This is a genomic window from Thalassoglobus neptunius (genome assembly GCF_007859735.1).
GTDB classification, from domain to species: domain Bacteria; phylum Planctomycetota; class Planctomycetia; order Planctomycetales; family Planctomycetaceae; genus Thalassoglobus; species Thalassoglobus neptunius.
In genome coordinates this window covers 1,429,384-1,451,408 of record NZ_SIHI01000001.1, presented here as the reverse complement: position 1 = coordinate 1,451,408, position 22,025 = coordinate 1,429,384, and the positions used below count along the sequence as shown (strand labels likewise).

Below are 22,025 nucleotides of genomic sequence, written 5' to 3'. Positions count from 1 at the left end.
AGTTCATTCTCCAACTTCAAAGACGATGCGGTTCTGCGGGATAGCCACGAACCGGGCACTTTCGACTCTGACTCGGCAAGGGTGATTGACCACCTCCTGAAATTCCATTCCAATAGGCTGCGTTGATTTGATTCACTGGAAGTAACTTACTCTTTGAGCATGTCGCTCTTGTCAGTCCACTCGACTGAACTGTTTGACACGGTTTTCTTCGTGTTCGCCTGTGCGAATACGGGAAAACCAATTCGAAATCCGATTAAGACACCTATCACCATGATACCACTCGCTCTGTTGCTCATCATCGTGATCGTTACCGTCTGTGTGGCCAGCGACGGACCCGTCAGCGCGGGAATGACCTTCTTGAGTGTGTTGTTGTCCGGCTTGATCGCAATGAATTTCTTCGAGCCTCTTGCAAACTTCCTCGGAGCAAACTTTTTCGCTTCCTATGAGTGGCAGAATCGATGGGACATCATCGCGCTCCTCGGCCTTTTCGCTGCGTCGGTCACTGGACTTCGCCTTCTCGGAGAATGGCTGTTTCCCACTTACGCACAAGTCAGCGATCTTTTCTACGAACCGGCTCGCTGGGTGTTTGGATTGGCAACGGGATACCTGACGATGGCGATTCTGCTGACATCGCTGCACGTCGCGCCGCTTCCGAGATCGTTCAGGGGATTTCAGCCAGAAGCTGACAACCTCTTCGGAATCGCAGCCCCCGACCGTCAATGGTTGGCATTTACTCAATACGTCTCGGAATATTCTCTGTCTCGACGAAAGGCCGACGGAACCGTTCCGATTTTCGATGGAGCGATGTACCCCGCAATTCCATCCGACCTCTCAACAAACCGTGTCTGGTCATCCTTCCCCATCCGCTATGCCGCTCGTCGAGAGCAATACACAACGGGCAAGAACCAAATCGAACTTCCTGGCTTGCAGTCCAGCGAACGAGGAGGAACCGCTCCGGCACCCAGTCCAGCGAGTTCCTTTTGAGCCGTTTTCAGAGCGTCGTCGACTCACCTGAAAGCATTTCAACCGATGAATGTGCACCTGCCGGCACAATTGGGTGAGGACCTGTTCGAAGAACGCCTGAATCGAACCTCTTCGCTTCTCCTCGTGCTTCGGGCAGTGATCGACCGCAGAGAACATCGCCAAAAATTTGAGTCTTGTGTTCCCGACTTGATGAGATCATGACGCCACTTCGATATACTCCCGTCGGATCAGCGAACTGGAATTCGTTTCATGAATTCCCGAAGCTGTGACGAGACTGGATTGACAGTCATTGCAATTCAACAGCATCAATATCATCGGCTCAGATCAGAGTCGGAATTCATCGTCTGACAAACCGTCCTCTTCGTCTACGAACAGAGACGTGCCTCACAACTCGAAAGACCATCGCAGATGATCGTTCACAACGTTTATTTTACGCTCAATGATCCGAGTGAAAGCGCGAAAGACCACATGGTTCAAGAGTGCAACAAGTACTTGAAGAATCATCCGGGCGTCACTTTCTTTGCAGCAGGAAAGTGTGAGGAAGAATTGGCCCGTCCCGTCAACGACCGGATGTATCACGTCGCGCTGCACGTGGTCTTTGATACGCGGCAAGCACACGATGACTATCAAGTCGCCGAGGCACATCTCCGCTTCATCGACGACAACAAAGCAAGTTGGAAACAAGTCCGCGTCTTTGATTCCAATTGCTAGAGCAAGTTGCTCTTTCCTGTGCACTCGCTTGAACTTTTTCATCTGAGAAAAAGGCTGAGTTTGCTCGTGCGAGCGAGTGCAAACCGAATCAAAACACGCTCTCAACCTCGTGAATGTGTTTTCAGAAAGCAGAATTTGATGGCACGTTGGCCTGACAACCCGCGCGCAAACATTATCGCACTGGTGATGATGTTTCTGGTGTTCCCGCTTCTGTGTTGGCTCGCGTGGTGGTTCGTGAAACATTAGCCCTTAACGAGCGTGATCACACACCCTTTCATGAGGGACATGTTTCATGAGAGCCACGACATCACGGGCAGACAGAACGGGAGACAGTTTGCGATCGTCATTCGAACCTCAAGACGCATCGAAAACATTCCTTGTTTGCACATGTCATTCTTCAACGCCTGGCAGATTACCGAAAAGGACCTAAAATGAAGTCCGTTCTGAGTGCGATTCCGCTCTGTTTGATTTTCGGAGTGATCAGTCAGGCCGAGTCACCGGTCGATCGGTCCGTTCCTCTGGAAGAGGTGACCACCGATTTTGAACTCTGTGATGGACCTTCCTGGAACGGCCTGGGCACTCTCTTCGTTCCGGATGTCAAAGGACAAACTCTCAATCGCTGGTCCCCCAAACAGTCCCGCCTCACCAAAAGCGGTTTGGCAACGGGCCGCTTCAGCGCCAGTTTTTTCAACAATGGAGAGTTGTTCCTGTCGGACAATGCGAACGCCAGGATCCTCGCGTTCAACGGAAAAAAAGAGCGAACGGTTGCTCTGCTCGATCCCTCAGACAAACCCGTCCGGAGACCGAATGATCTCGTCGTCGATCATTCCGGCGGCTGCTACGTCACTCTGACGCGTCAGAATCAGGTCGTCTATCTCTCCCCCGATGGAACAGAACAGGTCGCCGTCGAGAACATTGAAACACCAAACGGCCTCATCCTCTCTCCTGATGAGAAAACACTGTACGTCTCTGCCTACAAACCGAAGATCATCTGGTCGTATCCAATCACAAAACCTGGAGTGACTGGAGAGGGGAAAGAATTCGCCCGACTGGATGAAGGCCCCGATCTCGGAGCTGACGGAATGACCGTTGACCGGGCAGGGAACATCTACTGCGCGGGACCAACTTCTGTCTGGATCTGGAGTCCCTCCGGAGAAAAGCTCGATGAGATTGTCACTCCAACCCGGCCGATCAATTGCGGGTTTGGAGATACGGACATGCGGTCTCTCTACATCACCTGTTTTGGTGGCCTTTATAAGCAACGCATGTCGATCAGCGGACGCTCCCCCAATCCTCCTTCTGATCCGCAGAAGCAACCACAATCCGGGAATCGACCATCAACCGCAATCCCGGATGAGGTGGAATCAACGCTGGATGTCGTTTACAGCGAGGATGGGTCTCGAAAACTTCTCATGGATCTGTTTCGCCCCAAGTCAGCCAAAGGGCCACTCCCAGCGATTGTGGTCGTTCATGGCGGAGGATGGCTCAAAGGAGACAAGTCCAAGTTTCGTGCGCTCGCCATTCGTCTGGCCTCTTTCGGTTATGTGACCGCAGCTGTGGAATATCGGCTCGGCGATGAAGCCCACTTTCCCGCAGCAATTCACGACTGCTTTGCTGCAGTCCGATTCTTGCGAGCGAATGCGGAGCGGTATGGCGTCGACCCAGAGCAAATCGGGGCTGTCGGTGGATCGGCGGGAGGACATCTGGTCGGGTTGATGGCAACCGGATCACAGAATCCACAACTGACCGAAAAAGGTGGATGGACAGACCAGTCATCTTCGATTCAGGCTGCGATCGTCATGGCAGGGCCGATGGAAATGACCACCGGCAGCGTGGCGGACCGATCGCGAAACCAACCCGCCGTCTCCAACAGCAATGCCTGGCTCGGAAAAACAATTGACGAAGACTTCAACCTTTACAAGTTGGCAGACGCCCACTTGCAGATCACCTCACAAAGTGCGCCAATCCTGTTTATGGTCGGTGAACATGACAACCCCGATCGTAATGCTCCGTCGCGAGACAAATTGACGGAGCAGGGCGTGTGGACCGATGTGAAAGTCTACAGCGACGGAAAACATGGCTGCTGGAATCAGCTTCCATGGTTTGATGAAATGGCAATGGACATGGACGCATTTTTCAAAGCTCAATTGTCAGAGAACTAAACTGCCTGAGAGTTGAAGTTCTCCACGGTTTTCCTGCACTCACTTCGTATTGTTCATTTTTATCGAAGCTGCGATTCGCGAGTGGTTTCTCGTGACTCGCAGAAGCCAACTCAAGCGAAACCATGTGAAACAATCCGAACGAGTGCACAGCCAAGAGCAACATGCTCTCACCCGGTCTCCATTGGAGCATTGCATGTCAGAGCGGTCAGCGAGTCGTTTCCCGAGACAACGAAGTCTTTTCCTGTTCGGCATTCTTATGTCGACCATCTTCGGAACTGTCGACCAAATTCACGCCGAGTCACCTCGTGAACCATGGACGACATCTCGCCTCATCGGGTCTCCCGAACCTCCGCTGCCGTACACCGTCGAGCGCATTCTTCCATCGGTCCAGTTCCGGAATCCTGTCGACTTCGCAGTAGAACCGGGAACCGGATTGTGGTTCATTCTTCAACTCGACGGAAAACTCTTCTGCCTCGATCCCTCTTCCGAAGAAGCCCCGATTCTCGTCCACGATGCACGGGCGACCATTGACAATCACGACAAATCCTACGGAATTGAATTTCACCCGGACTACCTCAAGAACCAATACGTGTTCCTGTCTTATGTTCTTCCAACGTCGACTCCCGACGGGACTTTCGTCTCCCGTTTTCGGCTTCACCGCGACAACGGATCCCCTGAAATCGATCCGACGAGCGAAGAAGTTTTTCTGCGATGGCCCTCCGGAGGACACAACGGAGCCTGTTTGAAATTCGGCCCGGACGGGATGTTTTATGTCACCTCCGGAGATGGATCGGGACCGTTTCCGCCGGACTCGCACGATGTTGGCCAAAACCTCAAGGATTTGCGTTCCACGATCATGCGAATTGATGTGGATCGCCCCGACGAGGACAAACCGTATTCGATCCCGGACGACAATCCGTTCCTCGACATTCCTGATGCTCGTCCCGAAGTTTGGGCATTCGGATTCCGAAATCCGTGGAAGATCAGCTTCGACCCCGAAACCGGTGAACTCTGGTGCGGTGACGTGGGCTGGGAACTTTGGGAACTCGTCTTTCGAGTCGAACGCGGCGAGAACTACGGCTGGAGCATCAAGGAAGGTTCGCAGCCAATCCGAAGCGACATCGTTCAAGGCCCGGGAGAAATTCAGCCTCCGATTGCGGAACATCCGCATACTGAAGCAAGGTCAGTGACTGGTGGGTTCGTCTACTACGGACAGGAACTTCCGGATCTCACAGGGCACTATATCTACGGCGACTATGTGACCGGAAAAATCTGGGGGATCACGAACGACGGGGACAAGGTCGCTTCGCTCGAAGAACTCGCATCGTCAAACTTAGCCATCATTACCTTCGGAATCGACGAGCGCGGGGAACTGATTATTCTCGATTACGCTGGCGGGATTTACCGGCTGAAGCCCAATCCGCAATCAGACACATCTTCTCAATTTCCTCGTCAACTCAGTGAAACCGGTCTTTTTCAATCTGTCACTCCGGATCTGGTGAACGCGCCGGGCGTGATTTCGTACTCACCGAACACGCAGATGTGGGCAGATGGGGCACGGGCCACGTATCAGCTTGCTCTTCCCGGAGATGACTCGATCGTATGGAAGCAAAACCGCGATCGCTGGGAATTTCCTTCGGGGACCGTTTTCGCCAAAACCCTCGAACAATTCACGGAAAACGACGGAGAAGTCCGATGGCGAAAAATCGAGACTCAAGTGCTCCATTTTGACGGTCTCAACTGGAATCCTTACTCCTACGTTTGGGATGAACAAGAGACCGACGCTTTTCTCGCACCCGCGGAAGGTTCCTTCCGGACGCTCAACGTCGCCAATCCGGAGGACTCATCGCTACAACGAAACATCGAATGGCGAATTCACAGCCGCGCGGAATGCTCAACCTGTCACACACCACGGGCGGGGAACGCAGTCGGGTTTGATTTTTCGAACCTTGCGTCGGCAACGAATTCCACGGAAAACACTTTAGAGAAACTCGTTGAACTCCATGTCTTCGATCGACCGGTCCCCGAGAATCAGCGGTCGAGAGTGATGGCTGCGGTCGACGCAACCGCTCCGCTTGAGGATCGTGTCAGAAGTTATCTTGCGATCAATTGTGCCCATTGCCATCGCCGTGAAGGTGGAGGCACGTCGCCGATTGAACTTCCGTTCCACTTGCCGATCGAAAGAACTCGCCTCATCGACACTGCGCCGACTCAGGGAACATTCGGAATTGCTGGCGCCAGAATTGTTGCCCCTGGGCATCCCTATCGATCCGTCCTCTACTATCGACTCGCAACCGTCGGACGGGGGCACATGCCGCATCTTGGATCGCAACTGACGGACGAGAAAGGGCTTGCCATGATCCGCGAGTGGATTTCTTCGATGCCCCCCGAAAGTGGAACTCCGGACGTCTCCAAACTGGAATTCACAGCGAATCTCATCAAACAAAGCCTGAATGGTTCCCCGGAACAACTCGCTCCGGACGCTGCAGAACTCACAACTTCGAAGCATCTGGCACTCGCAGACAGTTTCTGTTCAATTGAAGATGCCGACCTGAGAACGCGCGCAGCCAGTCAATGGGCTCAAATCGCGCCGGCCCACATTCGGGGATTGTATGAACGATTTCTTGCTCCTGAAGAACGAGTCGCTACACTCGGAACAAGTGTCGACCCCGACGCAATTCTCGCACTTCAGGGAGATCCCGAACGAGGGGCGGAACTTTTTCGCTTAAGCGAAGGAATCACCTGTCGAAACTGTCATACCGTGGGTATGGTCGGTCGAGAAGTCGGCCCGGATCTTTCAACACTCGGGAAGACCCGCAGCCGGGAAGAGATTCTGTCAAGCATCTTGAATCCATCTGAGAAGATCGATCAGAAGTACGCTTTGAGGACAATCGAAACCGTTTCCGGGAAGATTGTTTCGGGAGTTGTCCATTCTGAAGAAAAAGATTCTCTGATTTTGAAAGATGCAAATGGAATTCAAATTCGAGTCCCTCGAAGTGATATTGAAGCGATGGTGACCCAACCGCGGTCGATGATGCCAGACCTTCTGACAAGAGAAATGACAGCTCAAGAGTTAATTGACCTTGTCGACTACCTCAAATCACTTCAATAGTTCAGGATGTGGTCGCGAATTCATTTCGATTCGTCTAAATTGCACCCGAGTTCCCGTCACCCAGTGGAAATCACTTCTTCTGCCATTAACATTGTGGGTGTTCGAACCACGTCCGCTCCATCCCCACCTTTGGACGACTTTTCATGTCTGAGTTGAATCATGAATGCGGCATCGTCGCTGTCTACCAGTATGGACAGGCAGACCAATGCCCCATTTCGTCGAACCACACTCGCAACCAAGTCTCACGAATGGTTCCGCGAATGCTGCTGGACATCCAGAATCGTGGTCAGCTCGCCGCAGGCATGACGACATTCAAGCCGCGAGACAAGGAGCTGCTGTTAACGCACAAACGTCTTGGGCTGGTCTCTGAAGCCTTTCGGATGAGCCGGAAGAACAAGTATCAGGACTTGATGGAACGACACTCCGGCCCAGCTGCGATCGGACACGTTCGCTACGCCACCTGCGGCAAAGACGATCCGAACAACGCGCAGCCATTCGAACGCGCCCATCTCGAAAAACGGAAATGGTTCGCATTTGGCTTTAACGGACAACTCGCCAATTACGCCGAGCTTCGCAACGAAATCACCTCGGGAGGGGATTTTCACCTTGCTCGAGAAACCGATACCGAAACGCTGATGCACCTCATCAGTCAGGTTCTCTCGGTACGCCCTGATATTAAAATGCGAGAGTTGCTCTCAGCGATCTCCATTCGCCTCGACGGGGCCTACAACATCGCCTATCTGAACGCCCGGGGCGATATGTTCGTTTCGCGTGATCCGCAAGGGTTTCGCCCGTTGTGTTACGCCGATCGCGACGGATTCTTCGCTGCTGCAAGTGAAAGTGTCGCCCTGACCAACCTCGGGTTTGATACCTCAGGGATTCGCGATCTCCCTCCGGGAAGTGCCGTCACCATTCAGGACGGAGTTCTCCGTGTCGAAGAATACTCACGTGCGGCAGTCCGATCTCATTGCTTCTTTGAATGGATCTATTTCGCCAATGTCTGCAGCCGGCTCGATGGTCAGAGCGTGTATCTCACACGCAAAACTCTCGGGGAAGAACTGGCGAAACAGGAAACAGAGTCGAAAGAAAACGCGATTGTCGTCCCTGTTCCGGACACAGCCAAAGCGGCCGCTGAGGGAATGGCCTTCGAAATGAGCATCCCCTGCCTGGAAGGGTTGATGCGCCACAGAGCGCTGGGACGAACATTCATCGAAAGTGAAGATCGTGACGCGAAAGCACGGATGAAATACATCCCGCTTCCAGAAGTCCTCGAGGGGAAAAAAGTCTTCCTCGTGGATGATACAATCGTCCGTTCGACAACGATGAAGGTCCTCGTCGAACAAATCCGAACACGTGGAAAAGCTGCGGAAGTTCACGTTCGAGTCGCGTGTCCTCCGATCATGGCTCCGTGCTTTTACGGAATCGACATGCCCGATGTCGGCGATCTCTTCGCTCCGCGATTCACAGACGGCTCAATCGAGCTCACGCGTGAAATGGAAGAAGAGATGGCCCGGCATTTCAACGCAGACTCTTTGCGTTATCTGCCGATCTCATCGATTTCCAAAGCTGTGAACACAGATGCAACGAATTTATGTCAGGCCTGCCTGACTGGCGAATACCCCACACAGGCAGGACAGCGATTGTACGATCTTTCGCTGAACGCTCAGGAATCCTGTTCCGAAGATGGAGGGTCTCGACGACTCGTCGAGGGAACCGACTCCCCGGTATTGCCTCCATCGACAATTTAGACTTCCCGCGCCAACTTCGTTCAGAGATGCGCCTGGGAGTCCGTTCTCTGATGAAGCTGTCCGAGACACTGCCTCAGAAAGTGGACACAAGATGCGTCTCTATCTGCTCGCCCTGATTCTGTTGATCGGAAACTCGCTCCCCCTCCTGGCTCAAGATGACGAGCTTCAACGCGGGTTGATCGCCACGTTTCGGGACGAATACGGGGCGACACAGCAAGTCTTCGAAGACATCGCTTTCGATTGGGGAAAGTTCGGCCCGGACGGATTCTCACGCACTGAAGAATCGCCATGGCAGGGCAGTTGGCAGGGTCAGATTTTGATTCGGTCTCTCACTCCCTACCGGTTCTTTGCTCAGATTTCCGGACAGCTTCGAGTTCTCGTCGATGGCGAACTCGTTCTGGAAACCGATTCTGACAAATCACAATGGATTTCCGGTCAGTCGGTCCAAATCTCACCAGGGTTTCGCGACATTGAGGTCAATTACACGCCGACGGCATCACAAGCGGAACTGAAATTGTTCTGGGAGAGTGAAGAATTTGCGGTCGAACCAATCCCCGCACATCTTCTGTTTCACGAAGAGGAGAGCCAGCAGGCACGTCAAAAGCAGCTCGGTGGAGAGCTGTTCGATGCGTTTCGCTGTGCGAACTGCCACCGAAGTTCCGAAACACTTGATGACGGATTTCCGGCTCCGGCACTGTGGGGAAGTGTCTCCGGGACCAATCCGGAATGGATCGTCAACAAGCTCCTCGGCACACATCCGGAAGCACAACACGACCGAATGCCCAACTTTGGTCTCACCCGTGACCAAGCTGAAGACATCGCAGCCTATCTGCATCGCCTCGAAGCTCCATTCGACCTGATGACTTCGCCCAAGGTGGAAAACAAAAAGGGAAAGCCGGACGGCGCACTGTTGTTTCATTCGATGGGATGTCTCGCTTGCCATGAAAAAGATGGGCTTGGAACATCGAATCCCTACTCAGGAGGGTCTCTGAGTCAAATCGAGAACAAGCGTTCGAAGGACTGGATCGCAACCTGGCTCGCCGTTCCTGACAGACTCAACCCTCAACACCGGATGCCTGCCTTTCAACTCAGCCGGTCCGAACGCGGGGCGCTAGCAGATTATCTTTCCTCAGTCGGACGAAAATCTGAGACGAAGTTTGGCACTCCAAGCCCACGCCCCACATCAGAGCAAGCCGACCGCGGCCGTGAACTCGTTCACAAACTTCAGTGCAGTAACTGTCACAAAATTCCAGCCATCGAGGCTTCCGCGACTCCCGCAATCGCACTGAATTCCCCGAACATCGACTGGGAACAATCATGTCTTGCCGCTCCAGCAGATGTTGAAAAACATCGCCCTCACTACAAGACTCTCGATGTTGAACCGATCCGTGCATTTGTTGAATCAACAATGACGTTATCAGGAACGCCAGAATCGACGTTCCATCATGGACAGCAGGTTCTCAGTCGCAGCCAATGTCTTGCGTGTCACTCGCGCGGTTCCGTCTCCGGAATTCGGACAATCGCGAACGACATTGCGACCAAGTTTCCGAAACTCGTCGGGCGAACTCAGGAAATCATTCCGCCCAGCCTCAACGCCATTGGTGACAAGCTTCGAGATGATGTGCTGGACAGCGCTCTCTCAGGGAAACAGGATCGTGTACGCGCAGACTGGCTCATGGTCCGAATGCCCCAATTCAATCATTCTCCCGAACAACTCGACGCTCTCAAAACCTTTCTCGTCGAACACGACCGGATTCCGGAGGGAGGAGCAACACACATGGACGATGTCGCGATCGATCGCGACGAGTTGCTTTTGACCGGAAGAAACCTCGTCGGGGCTGGGGGATTCAGCTGCATCGCCTGTCATCAGATTGGCGACTACGTTCCCAAGAATACCGCGATCGGCACACGAGGATCGGACTTGTCCGCGATCGGTTCGCGACTGCGACCGGAATTCTATCTTCGCTGGACTCGCGCTCCGCTGCGTGTGATTCCGGGAATGGAGATGCCTTCGTATACAAAGCCAGTTCCGGGAATCCTCGACGGGCATGTTGAAACCCAACTGACCGCCCTTTGGAAAGCGGTCACGGATGCCGAATTCGAACCTCCATCGAACCCGGCTCAGGTCGAACAACTTTGGCAAGTGGCTGGTGAATCCGCTCCGCGCATCATTCGCGATGTCTTCACGCTTCCGAAGGAATTTGGCGAAGAGAGTGACGATTTCGTCCCGGTCGCTCGAGCGTTCGCAGTCGGATTTCCGAACCATCACAGCGTTCTCTTTGATCTCGACCGGGCGGAAGTTCGCGACTGGAGATTCGGCGATTTCGCACGCCAGCGAACCGAAGGCAAAAGCTGGTACTGGGACATGGCAGGCACTTCGTTCGCTCCCGGGTGGAAGAGTGTGCCAGACTTTGTCCTCGTCAATCAGAACTCGGAATCCATCGAACCATTGCAACGAGTCGACTCCGATCGGCTCGCTCATCTCGTCCAGTACGAAACGGAAGGGGCCGGGGTTCGTCTTGTCTACGATCTCAACTTCCTCTTCAACGACGCACCATTTGTGATTCGTGTCGAAGAGAAATTCGAACCGACGCGCGACTCCGGTTCCGTTGGATGGACTCGAGAAATCACCTCGGGAGAAACACCTGACGGATATCAGTTGGGGCTGTTGATCCAGAATGATCTCGATTTGAGATACGACGCGTCCATTCAAGTTGCCGACCAATCCGCTCTCGCGTTGAAAACACCACAGGAGGACGTGTATTCCGCCCAACCCGGCGTTCCGCTGAAAGTCCACTACAGCACACCGCGAAACGTCCAGTTGATTGAGTATCCGGATCGACCGCAGGTTCTGGCCTCAACGGCGCCAGTCATCACTGTTCCGGGGTATTCAGGAAAGCGATTGCCGGTGACAACATCCATGATGCCGACGGCGATTTGGCGTGATGCTGAAGGCAATCTGATCGTCGCATCGCTCAAGGGAGATGTCTGGCGAATCACCGATTCCGATCACGATCGTCTCGAAGATCAGGCGAGTCTGGTTGAGGAAGGTCTCTCCGCTGCATTCGGAGTGCTTCGTGACGGAAACGATCTCCTCGTTGTGCATAAACCGGAATTGCTCCGCCTCATCGATACGAACGGAGACGGCCGAGCCGACGTTCGCGAAATCATCACCGACGGCTGGGGCCATACCGACAACTACCACGACTGGGTGACCGGCCCGGTTCGAGGGTCAAACGGAGAGCTGTTCGTCGCCACCGGAAGTGACTACTCCCAACCGGAACGAGATCCCAATTACAGCAAGTGGCGTGGTTCGATTATTCGATCCGGATCAGACGGGACAAAAGAGCGCTTCGCCAGCGAATTGCGATACCCGATCGGAATTGCATTCGACGGTCAGGGGCGACTGTTCGTCAGTGACCAGCAAGGGGTCCAGAACACCTTCAATGAAATCAATCACATCGTGGAAGGGGGAGCTTATGGCGTTCCTGCCCGGAGTGATCTTGCTGGAGTCGACAACCCACGAAAAGCAACGATTCAAGTTCCGCACCCCTGGACGCGAAGCGTCAACGGCATCTTCTTTCTCCCGGAGGGCATCGCCAGCCCATTCGCCGGTCATGGTCTTGGTTGTGAGTACAACAGCAAATTTCTGATTCGCTTCACGACACAAGAAGTCGGAGGCGAATTGCAGGGGGCTTGTTATCCGTTCTCGAAAGCAACCTGGAAGACTGAACTCGACACCTTTCTTGGACCGATCTGCGGATACGCCGACGAGGATGGAACGATTTATGTCGGAAGCATCTTCGATTCCGGATGGCTCGGCGGCCCGAATGTCGGAGAGATTGTTCAGCTGAATCCCACTGAGCAGCCAGGGAATGGAATCCGTGAACTGCGACTTACCAGTGACGGATTCGAAATCGAATTCATCGCCCCCGTCGAACCAGAAACAGCGACAGAGAAGACTGCGTATTCGCTATCCGGTTATACGCGCGTCTGGCAGGGGTCTTACGGCACAGAAGATTCTGGGCGTTACACTCCACCGATCAACGGAATCGAGCTGTCTGATGATCACAAGGTTGTGACGTTACGAATCGCCGATTTGCGGCCGGAATTCGTTTACGAACTCAACGTTGACTTCGGTGAAGAAGAAACGACCGGTGAAGGACTCTTCCCGTCGTTCGCCGCTTACACCATCAATAAACTTGTCGATGAGTCCAATAAAAACGCCGAAGACTAAGTGACTGTCTTCGGCGTTCAAATCACTCGCCGATCGGTTTCATTCTGAAGTCTGAGCGTCAACAATCGCCATGTTTAGCGAGCCACGTCGACGTTTTCTTCCGTCGGCGGAAAGACTTCCCCCATGGCGGTAAAGATCTCTGCAACTTCTGGTCGGAAGACGTCTCCAATCAGAATTGAAACGACGTTCGGCTTGTATTGCGGATGCTCTTTCATGAACGATGCGAAGCTGAAATCCGGAGCGTAAAACGCATAGACGAGTTTTCGAAAATTATCGATCCCCGCTGAGTACTCGGATCGCCAGCGTCCGAGAGTTTCCCCTGTCAGATCCCCGTTCTGAAGTGCTTCGTTAATCGAATCGGCAACAAATTCGCCACCTTTGAGTGCCAGATAGACTCCGGAAGAATAGACCGGGTCAATGAACCCGAAGGCGTCACCACACAAGACCCAGCCTTCGCCCGCAGCTTGTGACGATTTGTATGAGTAATCCTTGGTCGTGAAGAAATCGAGGCAGCGTTCGGACGGCTCCAGTCGTTTCTTCATCGCAGGACATCGGTCAAGCTCACGCTGAAACGTCTCCTCGGGTGTGCTGCCTTTCGGAAACATATAGCCCATTGACCCGGTACATCCGACGCTAACAACGTCTCCTCGCAGCGGGATGTACCAGAACCAACTCTTCTTATCTTCCGTCTGCATGATCAGAGTGGCCCCCTCATCCTTTCCTGGATCGCGGAGGGCTCCCTTGAAGTACGACCAGACTGTTCCCTTGCGCAGATACGGATCGGGAATGCGCAGCTTCATGCGGTTGGACAGAAAAGCCGAGTTCCCGGACGCATCGACGACCACTTTCGAACGAATCTCACGAGTCTCCGTCTCTCCGTCTTCCGAACTCAGTTTCACTTTCACGCCAGTTGCCCGTTCTCCGTCGAAGAGAACTTCGAGCACCTGTGCACGTGTTCGCACAGTCGCTCCCCGGTCAACAGCATTGTCAACGAGCATTTTGTCGAAGTCGGCCCGTTCAACCTGCCATGTCTGCGAACTTTCATGAGGGTCGTTTTCATCAAAGTAGAATGGTGCAGATTCTTTCCATCCGTCCGAAACGAACTGCACGCTGAACTTCTTCGGGAAGGAACTCGCTTTCATTTTCTCAATCAAACCGAGCCGCTTCAGTGGCCAGTAGGTTTCGGGAATCAGTGATTCTCCGACGTGAAACCGCGGAAACGTGGCTCGCTCCAGGACGAGTACCGAGTGCCCCTCAGAGGCTACGAGCGCCGCGACAGTTGAACCGGCAGGTCCGGCACCTATTACGACAACATCATAGCTTGAAGCGAGTTCGGGAGAATAACTGCTATCTGGAGCGTAGGATGACTGGATCATGGAATCTCATGCACTGGGACTGATAAGAATGGATAAGTTCACTGTCAGTGGGCAATCGACAAAGGAGGGAAAGTGGAATGTGTTGTTTGGAGAGATTTTCGGGTTTCAACAATTGTGATTGTGAACCAGAACCGTAATTCTGTCGACTGAGTTCACATCAAACTGCCAGTTTCTCACATTGTATAACGACATGGCTCGCCGCCCAATGAGATCTCCCAATCAAGAGTTCGCGAAAATGAGGTTCCCGCAATGATCGTTCTCGGAATCGACACCTCCGGCCGGTCGGGCAGCATCTCACTCCACGATGACGGAGCATTGCTGGGAGAATGCGAACTCGCAGCGACTGGACGTCGACATGCCCGAACCCTGATCCCCGAGATCGGGCGACTGGTCGCGGAACATTCTCTTTCGACCAAGCAGATCGATGGAGTCGCTGCCAGTCTCGGGCCGGGAAGTTTCACCGGGCTCCGGGTTGGGGTCGTCTGTGCGAAGACTCTGGCATATTCGCTGAACGTCCCGGTCGTAGGAGTCGATACGTTCGCAGCCATCGCTCTTGCGACAGAGGAAAAAACGTCCCCCGTCTGGGTCATTGACGACGCACTACGCGGAGACGTCTTTGCGGGTGCGTACTGCCTCCACAGCGATGGCACCGTCAAAACTCTTCACGAACCGCACATTGTCGAGGCGCACACTCTCAGAGAGCGACTCACCCCGAGTGATTTGCTGACCGGGCCAGGGATTGAAAAAACAAATCCAATCTTTCAAAGCTGTCGATGCGCCCCGGAAAGTATTCATCTCCCACAAGCCAAACTCATCGGGAGCATTGGATTCCAACGGTTGCGAAATGGCGACGTCGATGACTGCTGGACATTGAAGCCGACCTATTTGCGGAGGAGCGCTGCCGAAGAGAAAGCTGACGAGAAAAAACTCGCAGAAAAGTAGAATTCCGCGTTTCGAAAACTCGACATATCCGAAACATCCGCACGGTCTGGTCAGGTTGTTCACGAAAATTAAAAATTGGTCGATCAAAAGAAACTCTTTTGAACCTAAGTTCCAATCAGACACGTATGACTATGATTGGAAGAATGCAATGATCTCAGCAATGGCGAGCGCATCGGCCTCGGAAAAACTTTCGGCATGGAGTGACATTGTCGAAAAGCGGCGCGAGCTGACGACGAACTTTCGCACGACGGGAGCCATCTATTCGCTACCCGACGAAGGATTTGCACCAGTGTGCCCTCCGCAACGAATTTGGACGATCGATCTCTCCAACACCGGGGCCGTGATCAAGTCGTATCGATCGATTGAACAGGATCGCGTCCTGCTGGACCTGCTGATTCCTGAACTCGCCGGATCAATTGTGGAAGGCAGAATCGTCAAACGAGAGCAAGAGCCTGCGCTTCAAGTCGAAGCGCAGTCAGACGAAGCCTTCGAATATCGTGTCGAATTCCTGAAGTTCGTGCCTCGCAGCGCTATGCCGAAACGGGCATGGATTCCGATCGAAGATATCGAAGTCACCCGACAACCGGCTCGAAGTTCGGCAGCCAAAGACTCAGAAGAAACAAAATCGCCAGTTGTCCGATTCGCAACCAGCACGCTGCAGGTCCTGTTCATCATGCTGGTCGTCGCTGGCTTCTGCGGAATGATCTGGTTCTTCGAATAGACCCTTCTCATCGCTTCACAGACTCGACCGAACCCGTTTCTCTCAGCTGATCTTATGTTGAAAGAAACCGATTGCGGCAAAGAGTCCGAATCAGGCCGCCGCGCTTTGACACTCTGACTGCGTGAGCAATGTGGGCACATCGAGGTCTTCACCTTCAGCGAGTCGAACGGCAATCTCATTCAACCGGTCCATCTCCGCTTGAATCTCTCGTGTCGCATTCACGAGTTCAGCTCGACTGGCCCCTTTGGGGACCGCAATCGGTGGACCTGCCAGTGCATAAACGGTCGAAAATGGCTTCGGGATCATCAGATCGGTCCAGCTTCCTCGAACATGCCACGCTCGAGAACAACTGAAAGCCATCGGGACGACGGTTTTTTCCGTGTGTGAGGCAATGAACGCGCATCCCGGCTTCATTTGCCGACGCGGACCACGCGGGCCGTCCGGCGTCATCGCCAGATCGTGTCCTCGACTTTGTTGAATGAGCTCCGCCGCAGCTTGCGCGCCTCCTCGTGAACTCGATCCCCGAACCGGGCGAATTCCAACCGCTCGAAGCACGTTTGAGACGTAGCTTCCATCGCGATGTCTTCCGACGAGAGCAAACATCCGCGGTCGACGAACAATGAAAATCGTCACAAGCAGAGAATCGTGCCAGATGCTGAACGAATGACAATTCTCACCATTCTGGTCATCCGGCGTCCCTCCGGGGACAGCGACAAATTTCCTGACACGCACAGTCAGGAACAGAAGTCGCATGACCCAGACAAGCATTCGGGACGCGACACCTACCATAAACTCGCTACGAATTCGCACAGTCTCTCTCCGCCGTTCCCTGGCAGCATCACCAGCAAAGTAATCCGTTCTTTCCTTGGATGCGGGGACTGTAGCGACTCGAACGAGAATCGCCAATTCCGATTTGGTACACTGTCACCCTTCACCGATCGGGAAGAGAGAGACATTCCGATTCCGCCATTGTCCTCACGAATCCGCAGTTTTCCCTGCTTAAATATTGCCAATGACCTCCGTCTACCTGAACCATGCTGGAACGAGTTGGCCGAAACCAGAGACCGTCCAGAAGGCAGTTCAGAATGCCCTTCAAGAGTCCCCCGAAGACTGGGGAGCGAGATTCGAACACGGTCACAAGCGCGTTGCTGAATTCTTCGGGATCGAGAATCCGGACGATCTGCTCCTCACTCCGGGATGCACATCCGCATTGTCGCTCGCACTTTTCGATCAGCCGCTTCAACCGGAAGACGAAGTCCTGACGAGCGGATTCGAACACCACGCGATGGAGCGGCCACTCATCAAGCTCGGCGAAATGGGAATCGTTACGCGGGTCATTCCTCCAACCCAAGACAGGTTGGTCGATCTTGAGATGCTCGAAACATCTCTGACATCCGGACGCGTTCGGTTGATGGCAATGACAGCGGCCTGCAATGTCACTGGTGACCTTCTCCCATGGAATGAAGTAGGAGAGCTTTGCCATCGTCATGAAGTCCCATTTTTGCTCGACGCTGCTCAGGTTGCAGGATGGATCGACCTCGACTTTTCCCGTTCTCAAGTCGATTTTGTAGCGTTCGCAGCCCACAAAGGTCTTCAATCCCCATGGGGAATCGGTGGGCTGTATTGCTCTCCACAAGCAAAGATGCACTGCCAGAGCGCGTCGTGCTCGATTGTTCCGTCGCCAAATTCCGAGAGCCCCAAACGCCCCAGCTATTGCGATACCGGATCTGTCGACCGAATCGCCCTGGAAGGACTTGCTGCTGCGACTGAATGGCTCAATCAAGAAGAAGCTTCCGTTCGATTGTCGAAAGCCCGCGCTCAGATTGGCCGCTTCGAGGAAGTGCTCAAGGCGGACTCACGCGTGAAATTAGTGAGTCGAGAACCTCTGCAAGCTCGGCTTCCGACCGTCGCGTTCATCGTCGACGGCATTTCGCCCGGTGATCTTGCGGACTCACTCGAACAACGAAGCTTGATTGTCTCGGCAGGGTTTCAATGCGCTCCATCCGCTCACGAAACTCTCGGAACGTCGGAGCAGGGCGTGCTTCGATTGAGCCTTGGCCCATTAACGAGTGATGCGGAGATTAATTTCACGTGTGAGGCTCTACAGTCAGCGCTCTCGGCGATCTAATTGCTTCGCCGCCTCGTTGCACTCGCGCTCACAAAGAAGAGCAGGGTGGCCCACCTGAAATGCAGAAAGGACGAGAAGATCCAGAGACCACTCGTCCTTCGTACAAAATCAGCAGTTGAATCGGCTCACATCATCGCCTGAGTTGAACAGAGCGTGATCGCCTTGCAGCCTGCTCTCAATCACTCAGCGTTTGAGCAAATTCAATTATTCAGCGGCTTCCGCGGGAGCTTCTTCCGTTTTCTCTTTCACAACGAGATTCGGAACATTGATCGCGGTAATTTTAACGCCGGTGTATTTCTGGCGGTGTCCTGTGTGTCGGCGAGAGTTCTTACGTCGACGGAATTTCTGGACTTCCAGTTTCGGTCCTTTGACGAGGTCTTCAACGACTTCAGCTTCAACAGTTGCACCTTCGATGGCAGGAGCACCGATGATGCTGTCAGCACCACCGTTTGCCAGGAGAACACGGTCAAAGGTGATCGTCTGTCCCAATTCTGCTTCCTTGCGAAGATCAACAACAAGCGTTTGACCTTCTTCGACCCGCAATTGATGACCACTGTCTTCAATGATCGCAAACATTTTTCAGCTCTCGACTTCCACGTGTTCTGAATTGGGGGGAGAGACAATCTCTCCTTCCGGCTCTCAGGCCGGAATCTCGACCCAATGGTCGACTGTCCAGCGAATCGCGAAAGGTAGAATATTGCGTCAAAGATTGCGAGCGTCGGATTTGAACAATTCCGGAGTTTTCCAGACGTCCGGATCATTCCACTGACAGACAACCACTGATCGCACGTTCACATCCGCTACAACCGATCGGTTTCTCGCTTGAAGAATAACCCGAATTTCACGAGCCCGGATTCGCCAAACGAACACCTTTCCCCAATCCCGATGACTTGCAAATTCCCACCCTTTCTTACAAACGAGGGAATTGATCCGCAATCTCTTTGACTCCCCGATTCGTAAAGTTAGACTTTCTGCTAAGATTCACTCAAGAAATACACGCCACCAACCGCAACCGGAATCATCAAAGACTTCCGAAGCGAGGATTTCCATGTTGAATTTCGCCACTCGCAACTTCAAGACGTGTCTCTTACTGACATTTCTCGGAACATGCTTGACCTCAACACAGCCAGTCGAGGCGGGCGTCATTCCCTGGACCTACAACGCGATCTTCGGATACGGACCTGCTTTCAATCAGGCTCCATATGGCTATGGCTCCCCAGCTTCGCCCGCTCCGATGTATCAAACGGGCTACTGGCCAGCTGGAAACTATTACACAGGGTATCGACCACGAGGCGGAACGTGGTCACCACAACCCTACGCAACCTACTACGCTCCATTGACTTACACGAACGGGGCAGGCTATGTCAACGGCTGCAATTCCTGTGCACCTTGCAGCTGTTCTCCATGCGGCGGACCTTGCGGAGCAGGGGGACCATGTGATGTCAGTGGAAGCGCCTCCACGGTGACTCCTTCAGGTGCCAATTCACCGGTCGATTCCGGTGCCAACTACTCTCCTGAACCGGAACCGACCGAGTCGGCACCCGCTCCTTCGGAGCCTCAAGGCGACGAGGTTGTGCCTCAAACTTTCCAGGAGCCGGAAGAGAGCGATCTCGACGACAGCTTTGAGCCAGTTCGCCGACGCGAAGATGACGCCCCCGTTCAACCTGAAGCTCAACTCGGTCCAGCGACAACTGAGCCACCAGAATGGGCGGAAACCGGAAGCCGACCGAGCGAAGTCACTCCAACCGGTGGAGAAATCGGAGAAAGCGATGCTCCGCCATTCGTCGGACCAGAATTCGGCGAAGAAGAAGGAATTGAATCCGGAGACACTGCAGCCCCCGTCGAACTGGACGAAGTTGTTCCTCCGATCGATTTCGACAACGCTCCACAATCGAGCAATTCAGCACCAGCAGAGAACACCGAAAACAGCTCAACGCTTCCTCCGTTCATTCGATCGCTTCGCGCCCCCGCTGATGCCGAGCCGCAATCCGTGGACGACGAAGAAGCAGACCTTGTCTTGCCTCCTGAAGTTCGTGTTGAACCCCTCGAGATCAAGTCAACGACCGTCGTGCAGCTGAAAGCCCAACGTCGCCGAATTCAAGTCGAAGCGTCTACCGCCAGCTTCCCGGCACTCGTGCGATCGAAAGCAAAACCAACACCGATCCAGGACGCCGGCACAACTGCCGTGGCGGTGCGTTAATTCGCGTCCACACGCTGCAGGACGTTGAGCAACGTGATTGAAGTGAGAACTGAAACACGTTGCTTTCGGCCGGTTCACATTCGCGAAATGCCCAACCGATCTGTCGACATCTTCGCCTCAGTTCATCGCGACTGATTCGAAGAATGGTGACGAAGCTATGCAAAGTCTCTTTTCGTGCAGCGAATTGCTGACACTTGCCGCAGCAGACACTCAACGCAGTGTGTTATGACTGCAGTGCTTTAAGACTCTTGCTTCGCCAGCCCGACTCCCCGATAACTCATGTCGAGCAATTCCATCGGATGATAAACGCCGATATCGTCTCGATCCTCTGAGCGAAGCACGGACTGCACCTGTAGCGAACACCCGGCATTCCCCATGACCACTGCCTCCGCCCCGGTCTGAAGAATGTTCTTCACCTTTCGGTGCCCCAGCCGATCGGCCATCTCCGGTTCAGTCAAGTTGTAGGAACCCGCCGCTCCGCAGCAGATTTCTGATTCGATCAATGGAGTGACCGTCAACTCGGGAATCAAGTTGAGAAGTTCCCGCGGTTGCGAGCGAATCTGTTGAGCGTGACAAAGATGACACGCATCATGATAGGTCACATTTGCAGACAGAGGATGCGTTGGCGGAACCGGCCCCAGCTCGGACAGAAACTCTGAGACGTCTTTGATCGATGAAGCGCACTGAGAGAGCAGCTCACGATCCGCAGCTGACACTTCCAGCTCTTCCGCAATGTGCCCGTAATCCTTAAGCATTGAACCGCATCCCGCGACATTCGCGATGACGGCATCGACTCCGGCGTTCGCGAACGCCTTCGCGTTCTGAATGGCGAAATCCATCGCTGGCGAGGCACTTCCTGAGTGGTAATGGATTGCTCCACAGCATCCCTGACTTCGAGGAACGACGACGTTGCATCCGTTCGCCTGAAGAACCCGAGCGGTTGCCCAGTTCACATGGTGAAACATCGCATCAGCGACACAACCCGTGAAGAGGCCAACTGTCGCACGGACCGGCCCATCCGCTGGAAGAAATTCTGGAAGAGGTGGCTTTCGACGTTGAAGAGGCGGCAAGAGTCGCTGCATCCGCTGAAGCTTTCCAGGCAACAGTCGGGTGAGTCCGATCGATTCCATGAGTCGATCGATCCCAAGTTTTTGCATCACCCATGCTGGCCAGAGTGCGAGACGTACTCGATTGGGATACGGAAACAACCAGTGAAGAACCCAACGTTGAAACCAGTCTGATTTCGGCTTCCCGGTCTTCGCGTTGGTGTGCATCGCCACTCGAAACGGCTCAATCAACCGCCCATACTCAACCCCGGACGGGCAGGCCGATTCGCAGCTACGACAGTCAAGACAAAGATCGAGATGGCGGGCGACAGAATCGGTCAGTTCCAGCCGATTGTCGGTGACCGCACGCATCAGATAAATCCGTCCGCGCGGGCTGTCGTTTTCGTTTCCTGTTTCAAGATAGGTGGGACACGCAGAAGTGCAGAGCCCACAATGAACACAGTCAAGAAACCGTTCGTAGGACAACCCGGGAACTTCAGTCGTTGCGGTCACACTTTCTGTTTCAAGCATTCCGGTCTTGCTGTCCACGGACTGAGAATCGGCCGGGCTGGTGCGCGGTGGGTTCATGAAGTTCCACAACAGTCTGATTTGGCGGGTGCAAAAAACATCGTGAGGACATCGGTCCGCGATTGTAGTT

Annotated in this window: 14 protein-coding genes; 10 read left to right on the top strand and 4 right to left on the bottom strand. The window is 53.8% G+C overall.

Annotated features, from left to right (window positions below):
- The first annotated feature begins 270 nt into the window (after positions 1–270).
- The 6 genes from KOR42_RS05880 to KOR42_RS05855 all read left to right on the top strand — a co-directional run bounded on the left by KOR42_RS05880 (position 271) and on the right by KOR42_RS05855 (position 12,954).
- A complete protein-coding gene (locus KOR42_RS05880; protein ID WP_146507879.1) occupies positions 271–984 on the top strand; it encodes a CvpA family protein in 714 nt (237 codons plus the stop codon).
- A 408-nt stretch (positions 985–1,392) separates the two neighbouring features.
- On the top strand, positions 1,393–1,695 hold the full coding sequence (locus tag KOR42_RS05875; RefSeq protein WP_146507877.1) for a Dabb family protein: 303 nt from the start codon (positions 1,393–1,395) through the stop codon (positions 1,693–1,695).
- Between the two features lie 431 nt (positions 1,696–2,126).
- Positions 2,127–3,857: an SMP-30/gluconolactonase/LRE family protein gene (locus KOR42_RS05870; protein WP_146507875.1), complete on the top strand. Its 1,731-nt coding sequence runs from the start codon at positions 2,127–2,129 to the stop codon at positions 3,855–3,857.
- 193 nt (positions 3,858–4,050) lie between these two features.
- Positions 4,051–6,969, top strand: coding sequence for a PQQ-dependent sugar dehydrogenase (locus KOR42_RS05865; protein WP_146507873.1), 2,919 nt, complete (start codon positions 4,051–4,053; stop codon positions 6,967–6,969).
- 143 nt (positions 6,970–7,112) lie between these two features.
- Positions 7,113–8,717: an amidophosphoribosyltransferase gene (locus KOR42_RS05860; RefSeq protein ID WP_146507871.1), complete on the top strand. Its 1,605-nt coding sequence runs from the start codon at positions 7,113–7,115 to the stop codon at positions 8,715–8,717.
- Between the two features lie 91 nt (positions 8,718–8,808).
- Positions 8,809–12,954 carry a c-type cytochrome gene (locus tag KOR42_RS05855; RefSeq protein ID WP_197440901.1) on the top strand — a complete coding sequence of 1,382 codons (4,146 nt, stop codon included), beginning with the start codon at positions 8,809–8,811 and terminating at the stop codon, positions 12,952–12,954.
- A 74-nt stretch (positions 12,955–13,028) separates the two neighbouring features.
- Here the strand turns inward: KOR42_RS05855 and KOR42_RS05850 are convergent, their stop codons facing one another.
- Positions 13,029–14,330, bottom strand: a complete 1,302-nt coding sequence (locus tag KOR42_RS05850) for an NAD(P)/FAD-dependent oxidoreductase (protein WP_146507867.1) — start codon at positions 14,328–14,330, stop codon at positions 13,029–13,031.
- A gap of 249 nt (positions 14,331–14,579) precedes the next feature.
- Between KOR42_RS05850 and tsaB the strand changes: the two genes are divergently transcribed.
- On the top strand, positions 14,580–15,272 hold the full coding sequence (tsaB, locus tag KOR42_RS05845; protein WP_146507865.1) for a tRNA (adenosine(37)-N6)-threonylcarbamoyltransferase complex dimerization subunit type 1 TsaB: 693 nt from the start codon (positions 14,580–14,582) through the stop codon (positions 15,270–15,272).
- A 160-nt stretch (positions 15,273–15,432) separates the two neighbouring features.
- On the top strand, positions 15,433–15,993 hold the full coding sequence (locus KOR42_RS05840) for a hypothetical protein (protein WP_146507863.1): 561 nt from the start codon (positions 15,433–15,435) through the stop codon (positions 15,991–15,993).
- Positions 15,994–16,083: 90 nt separating this feature from the next.
- Here KOR42_RS05840 and KOR42_RS05835 read toward each other — a convergent pair whose 3' ends face one another.
- Positions 16,084–16,803, bottom strand: coding sequence for a lysophospholipid acyltransferase family protein (locus KOR42_RS05835; RefSeq protein ID WP_146507861.1), 720 nt, complete (start codon positions 16,801–16,803; stop codon positions 16,084–16,086).
- 202 nt (positions 16,804–17,005) lie between these two features.
- Here KOR42_RS05835 and KOR42_RS05830 point away from each other — a divergent pair, with 202 nt between their 5' ends.
- Positions 17,006–18,121 carry an aminotransferase class V-fold PLP-dependent enzyme gene (locus tag KOR42_RS05830; protein WP_146507859.1) on the top strand — a complete coding sequence of 372 codons (1,116 nt, stop codon included), beginning with the start codon at positions 17,006–17,008 and terminating at the stop codon, positions 18,119–18,121.
- A gap of 204 nt (positions 18,122–18,325) precedes the next feature.
- On the opposite strand, the gene rplU is transcribed toward KOR42_RS05830, so the two are convergent.
- Complete coding sequence (gene rplU, locus KOR42_RS05825; protein WP_146507857.1) at positions 18,326–18,697, bottom strand: 50S ribosomal protein L21; 372 nt, start codon at positions 18,695–18,697, stop codon at positions 18,326–18,328.
- 472 nt (positions 18,698–19,169) lie between these two features.
- On the opposite strand from rplU, the gene KOR42_RS05820 reads away from it, so the two are divergent.
- Entirely contained in the window at positions 19,170–20,321 is a 1,152-nt protein-coding gene (locus KOR42_RS05820) for a hypothetical protein (protein WP_146507855.1), read from the top strand.
- 239 nt (positions 20,322–20,560) lie between these two features.
- Here KOR42_RS05820 and KOR42_RS05815 read toward each other — a convergent pair whose 3' ends face one another.
- On the bottom strand, positions 20,561–21,955 hold the full coding sequence (locus tag KOR42_RS05815) for a (Fe-S)-binding protein (protein ID WP_231740686.1): 1,395 nt from the start codon (positions 21,953–21,955) through the stop codon (positions 20,561–20,563).
- Positions 21,956–22,025 lie beyond the last annotated feature (70 nt).

Bases quoted from the DNA above. Each gene is read 5' to 3' on its own strand.
- KOR42_RS05880 (WP_146507879.1), top strand. From the start codon at position 271: ATGATACCACTCGCTCTGTTGCTCATCATCGTGATCGTTACCGTCTGT.
- KOR42_RS05865 (WP_146507873.1), top strand. From the start codon at position 4,051: ATGTCAGAGCGGTCAGCGAGTCGTTTCCCGAGACAACGAAGTCTTTTC.
- KOR42_RS05870 (WP_146507875.1), top strand. From the start codon at position 2,127: ATGAAGTCCGTTCTGAGTGCGATTCCGCTCTGTTTGATTTTCGGAGTG.
- KOR42_RS05855 (WP_197440901.1), top strand. From the start codon at position 8,809: ATGCGTCTCTATCTGCTCGCCCTGATTCTGTTGATCGGAAACTCGCTC.
- KOR42_RS05830 (WP_146507859.1), top strand. From the start codon at position 17,006: ATGACCTCCGTCTACCTGAACCATGCTGGAACGAGTTGGCCGAAACCA.
- tsaB (WP_146507865.1), top strand. From the start codon at position 14,580: ATGATCGTTCTCGGAATCGACACCTCCGGCCGGTCGGGCAGCATCTCA.
- KOR42_RS05860 (WP_146507871.1), top strand. From the start codon at position 7,113: ATGTCTGAGTTGAATCATGAATGCGGCATCGTCGCTGTCTACCAGTAT.
- KOR42_RS05875 (WP_146507877.1), top strand. From the start codon at position 1,393: ATGATCGTTCACAACGTTTATTTTACGCTCAATGATCCGAGTGAAAGC.
- KOR42_RS05840 (WP_146507863.1), top strand. From the start codon at position 15,433: ATGGCGAGCGCATCGGCCTCGGAAAAACTTTCGGCATGGAGTGACATT.
- rplU (WP_146507857.1), bottom strand. From the start codon at position 18,697: ATGTTTGCGATCATTGAAGACAGTGGTCATCAATTGCGGGTCGAAGAA.
- KOR42_RS05820 (WP_146507855.1), top strand. From the start codon at position 19,170: ATGTTGAATTTCGCCACTCGCAACTTCAAGACGTGTCTCTTACTGACA.
- KOR42_RS05815 (WP_231740686.1), bottom strand. From the start codon at position 21,955: ATGAACCCACCGCGCACCAGCCCGGCCGATTCTCAGTCCGTGGACAGC.
- KOR42_RS05850 (WP_146507867.1), bottom strand. From the start codon at position 14,330: ATGATCCAGTCATCCTACGCTCCAGATAGCAGTTATTCTCCCGAACTC.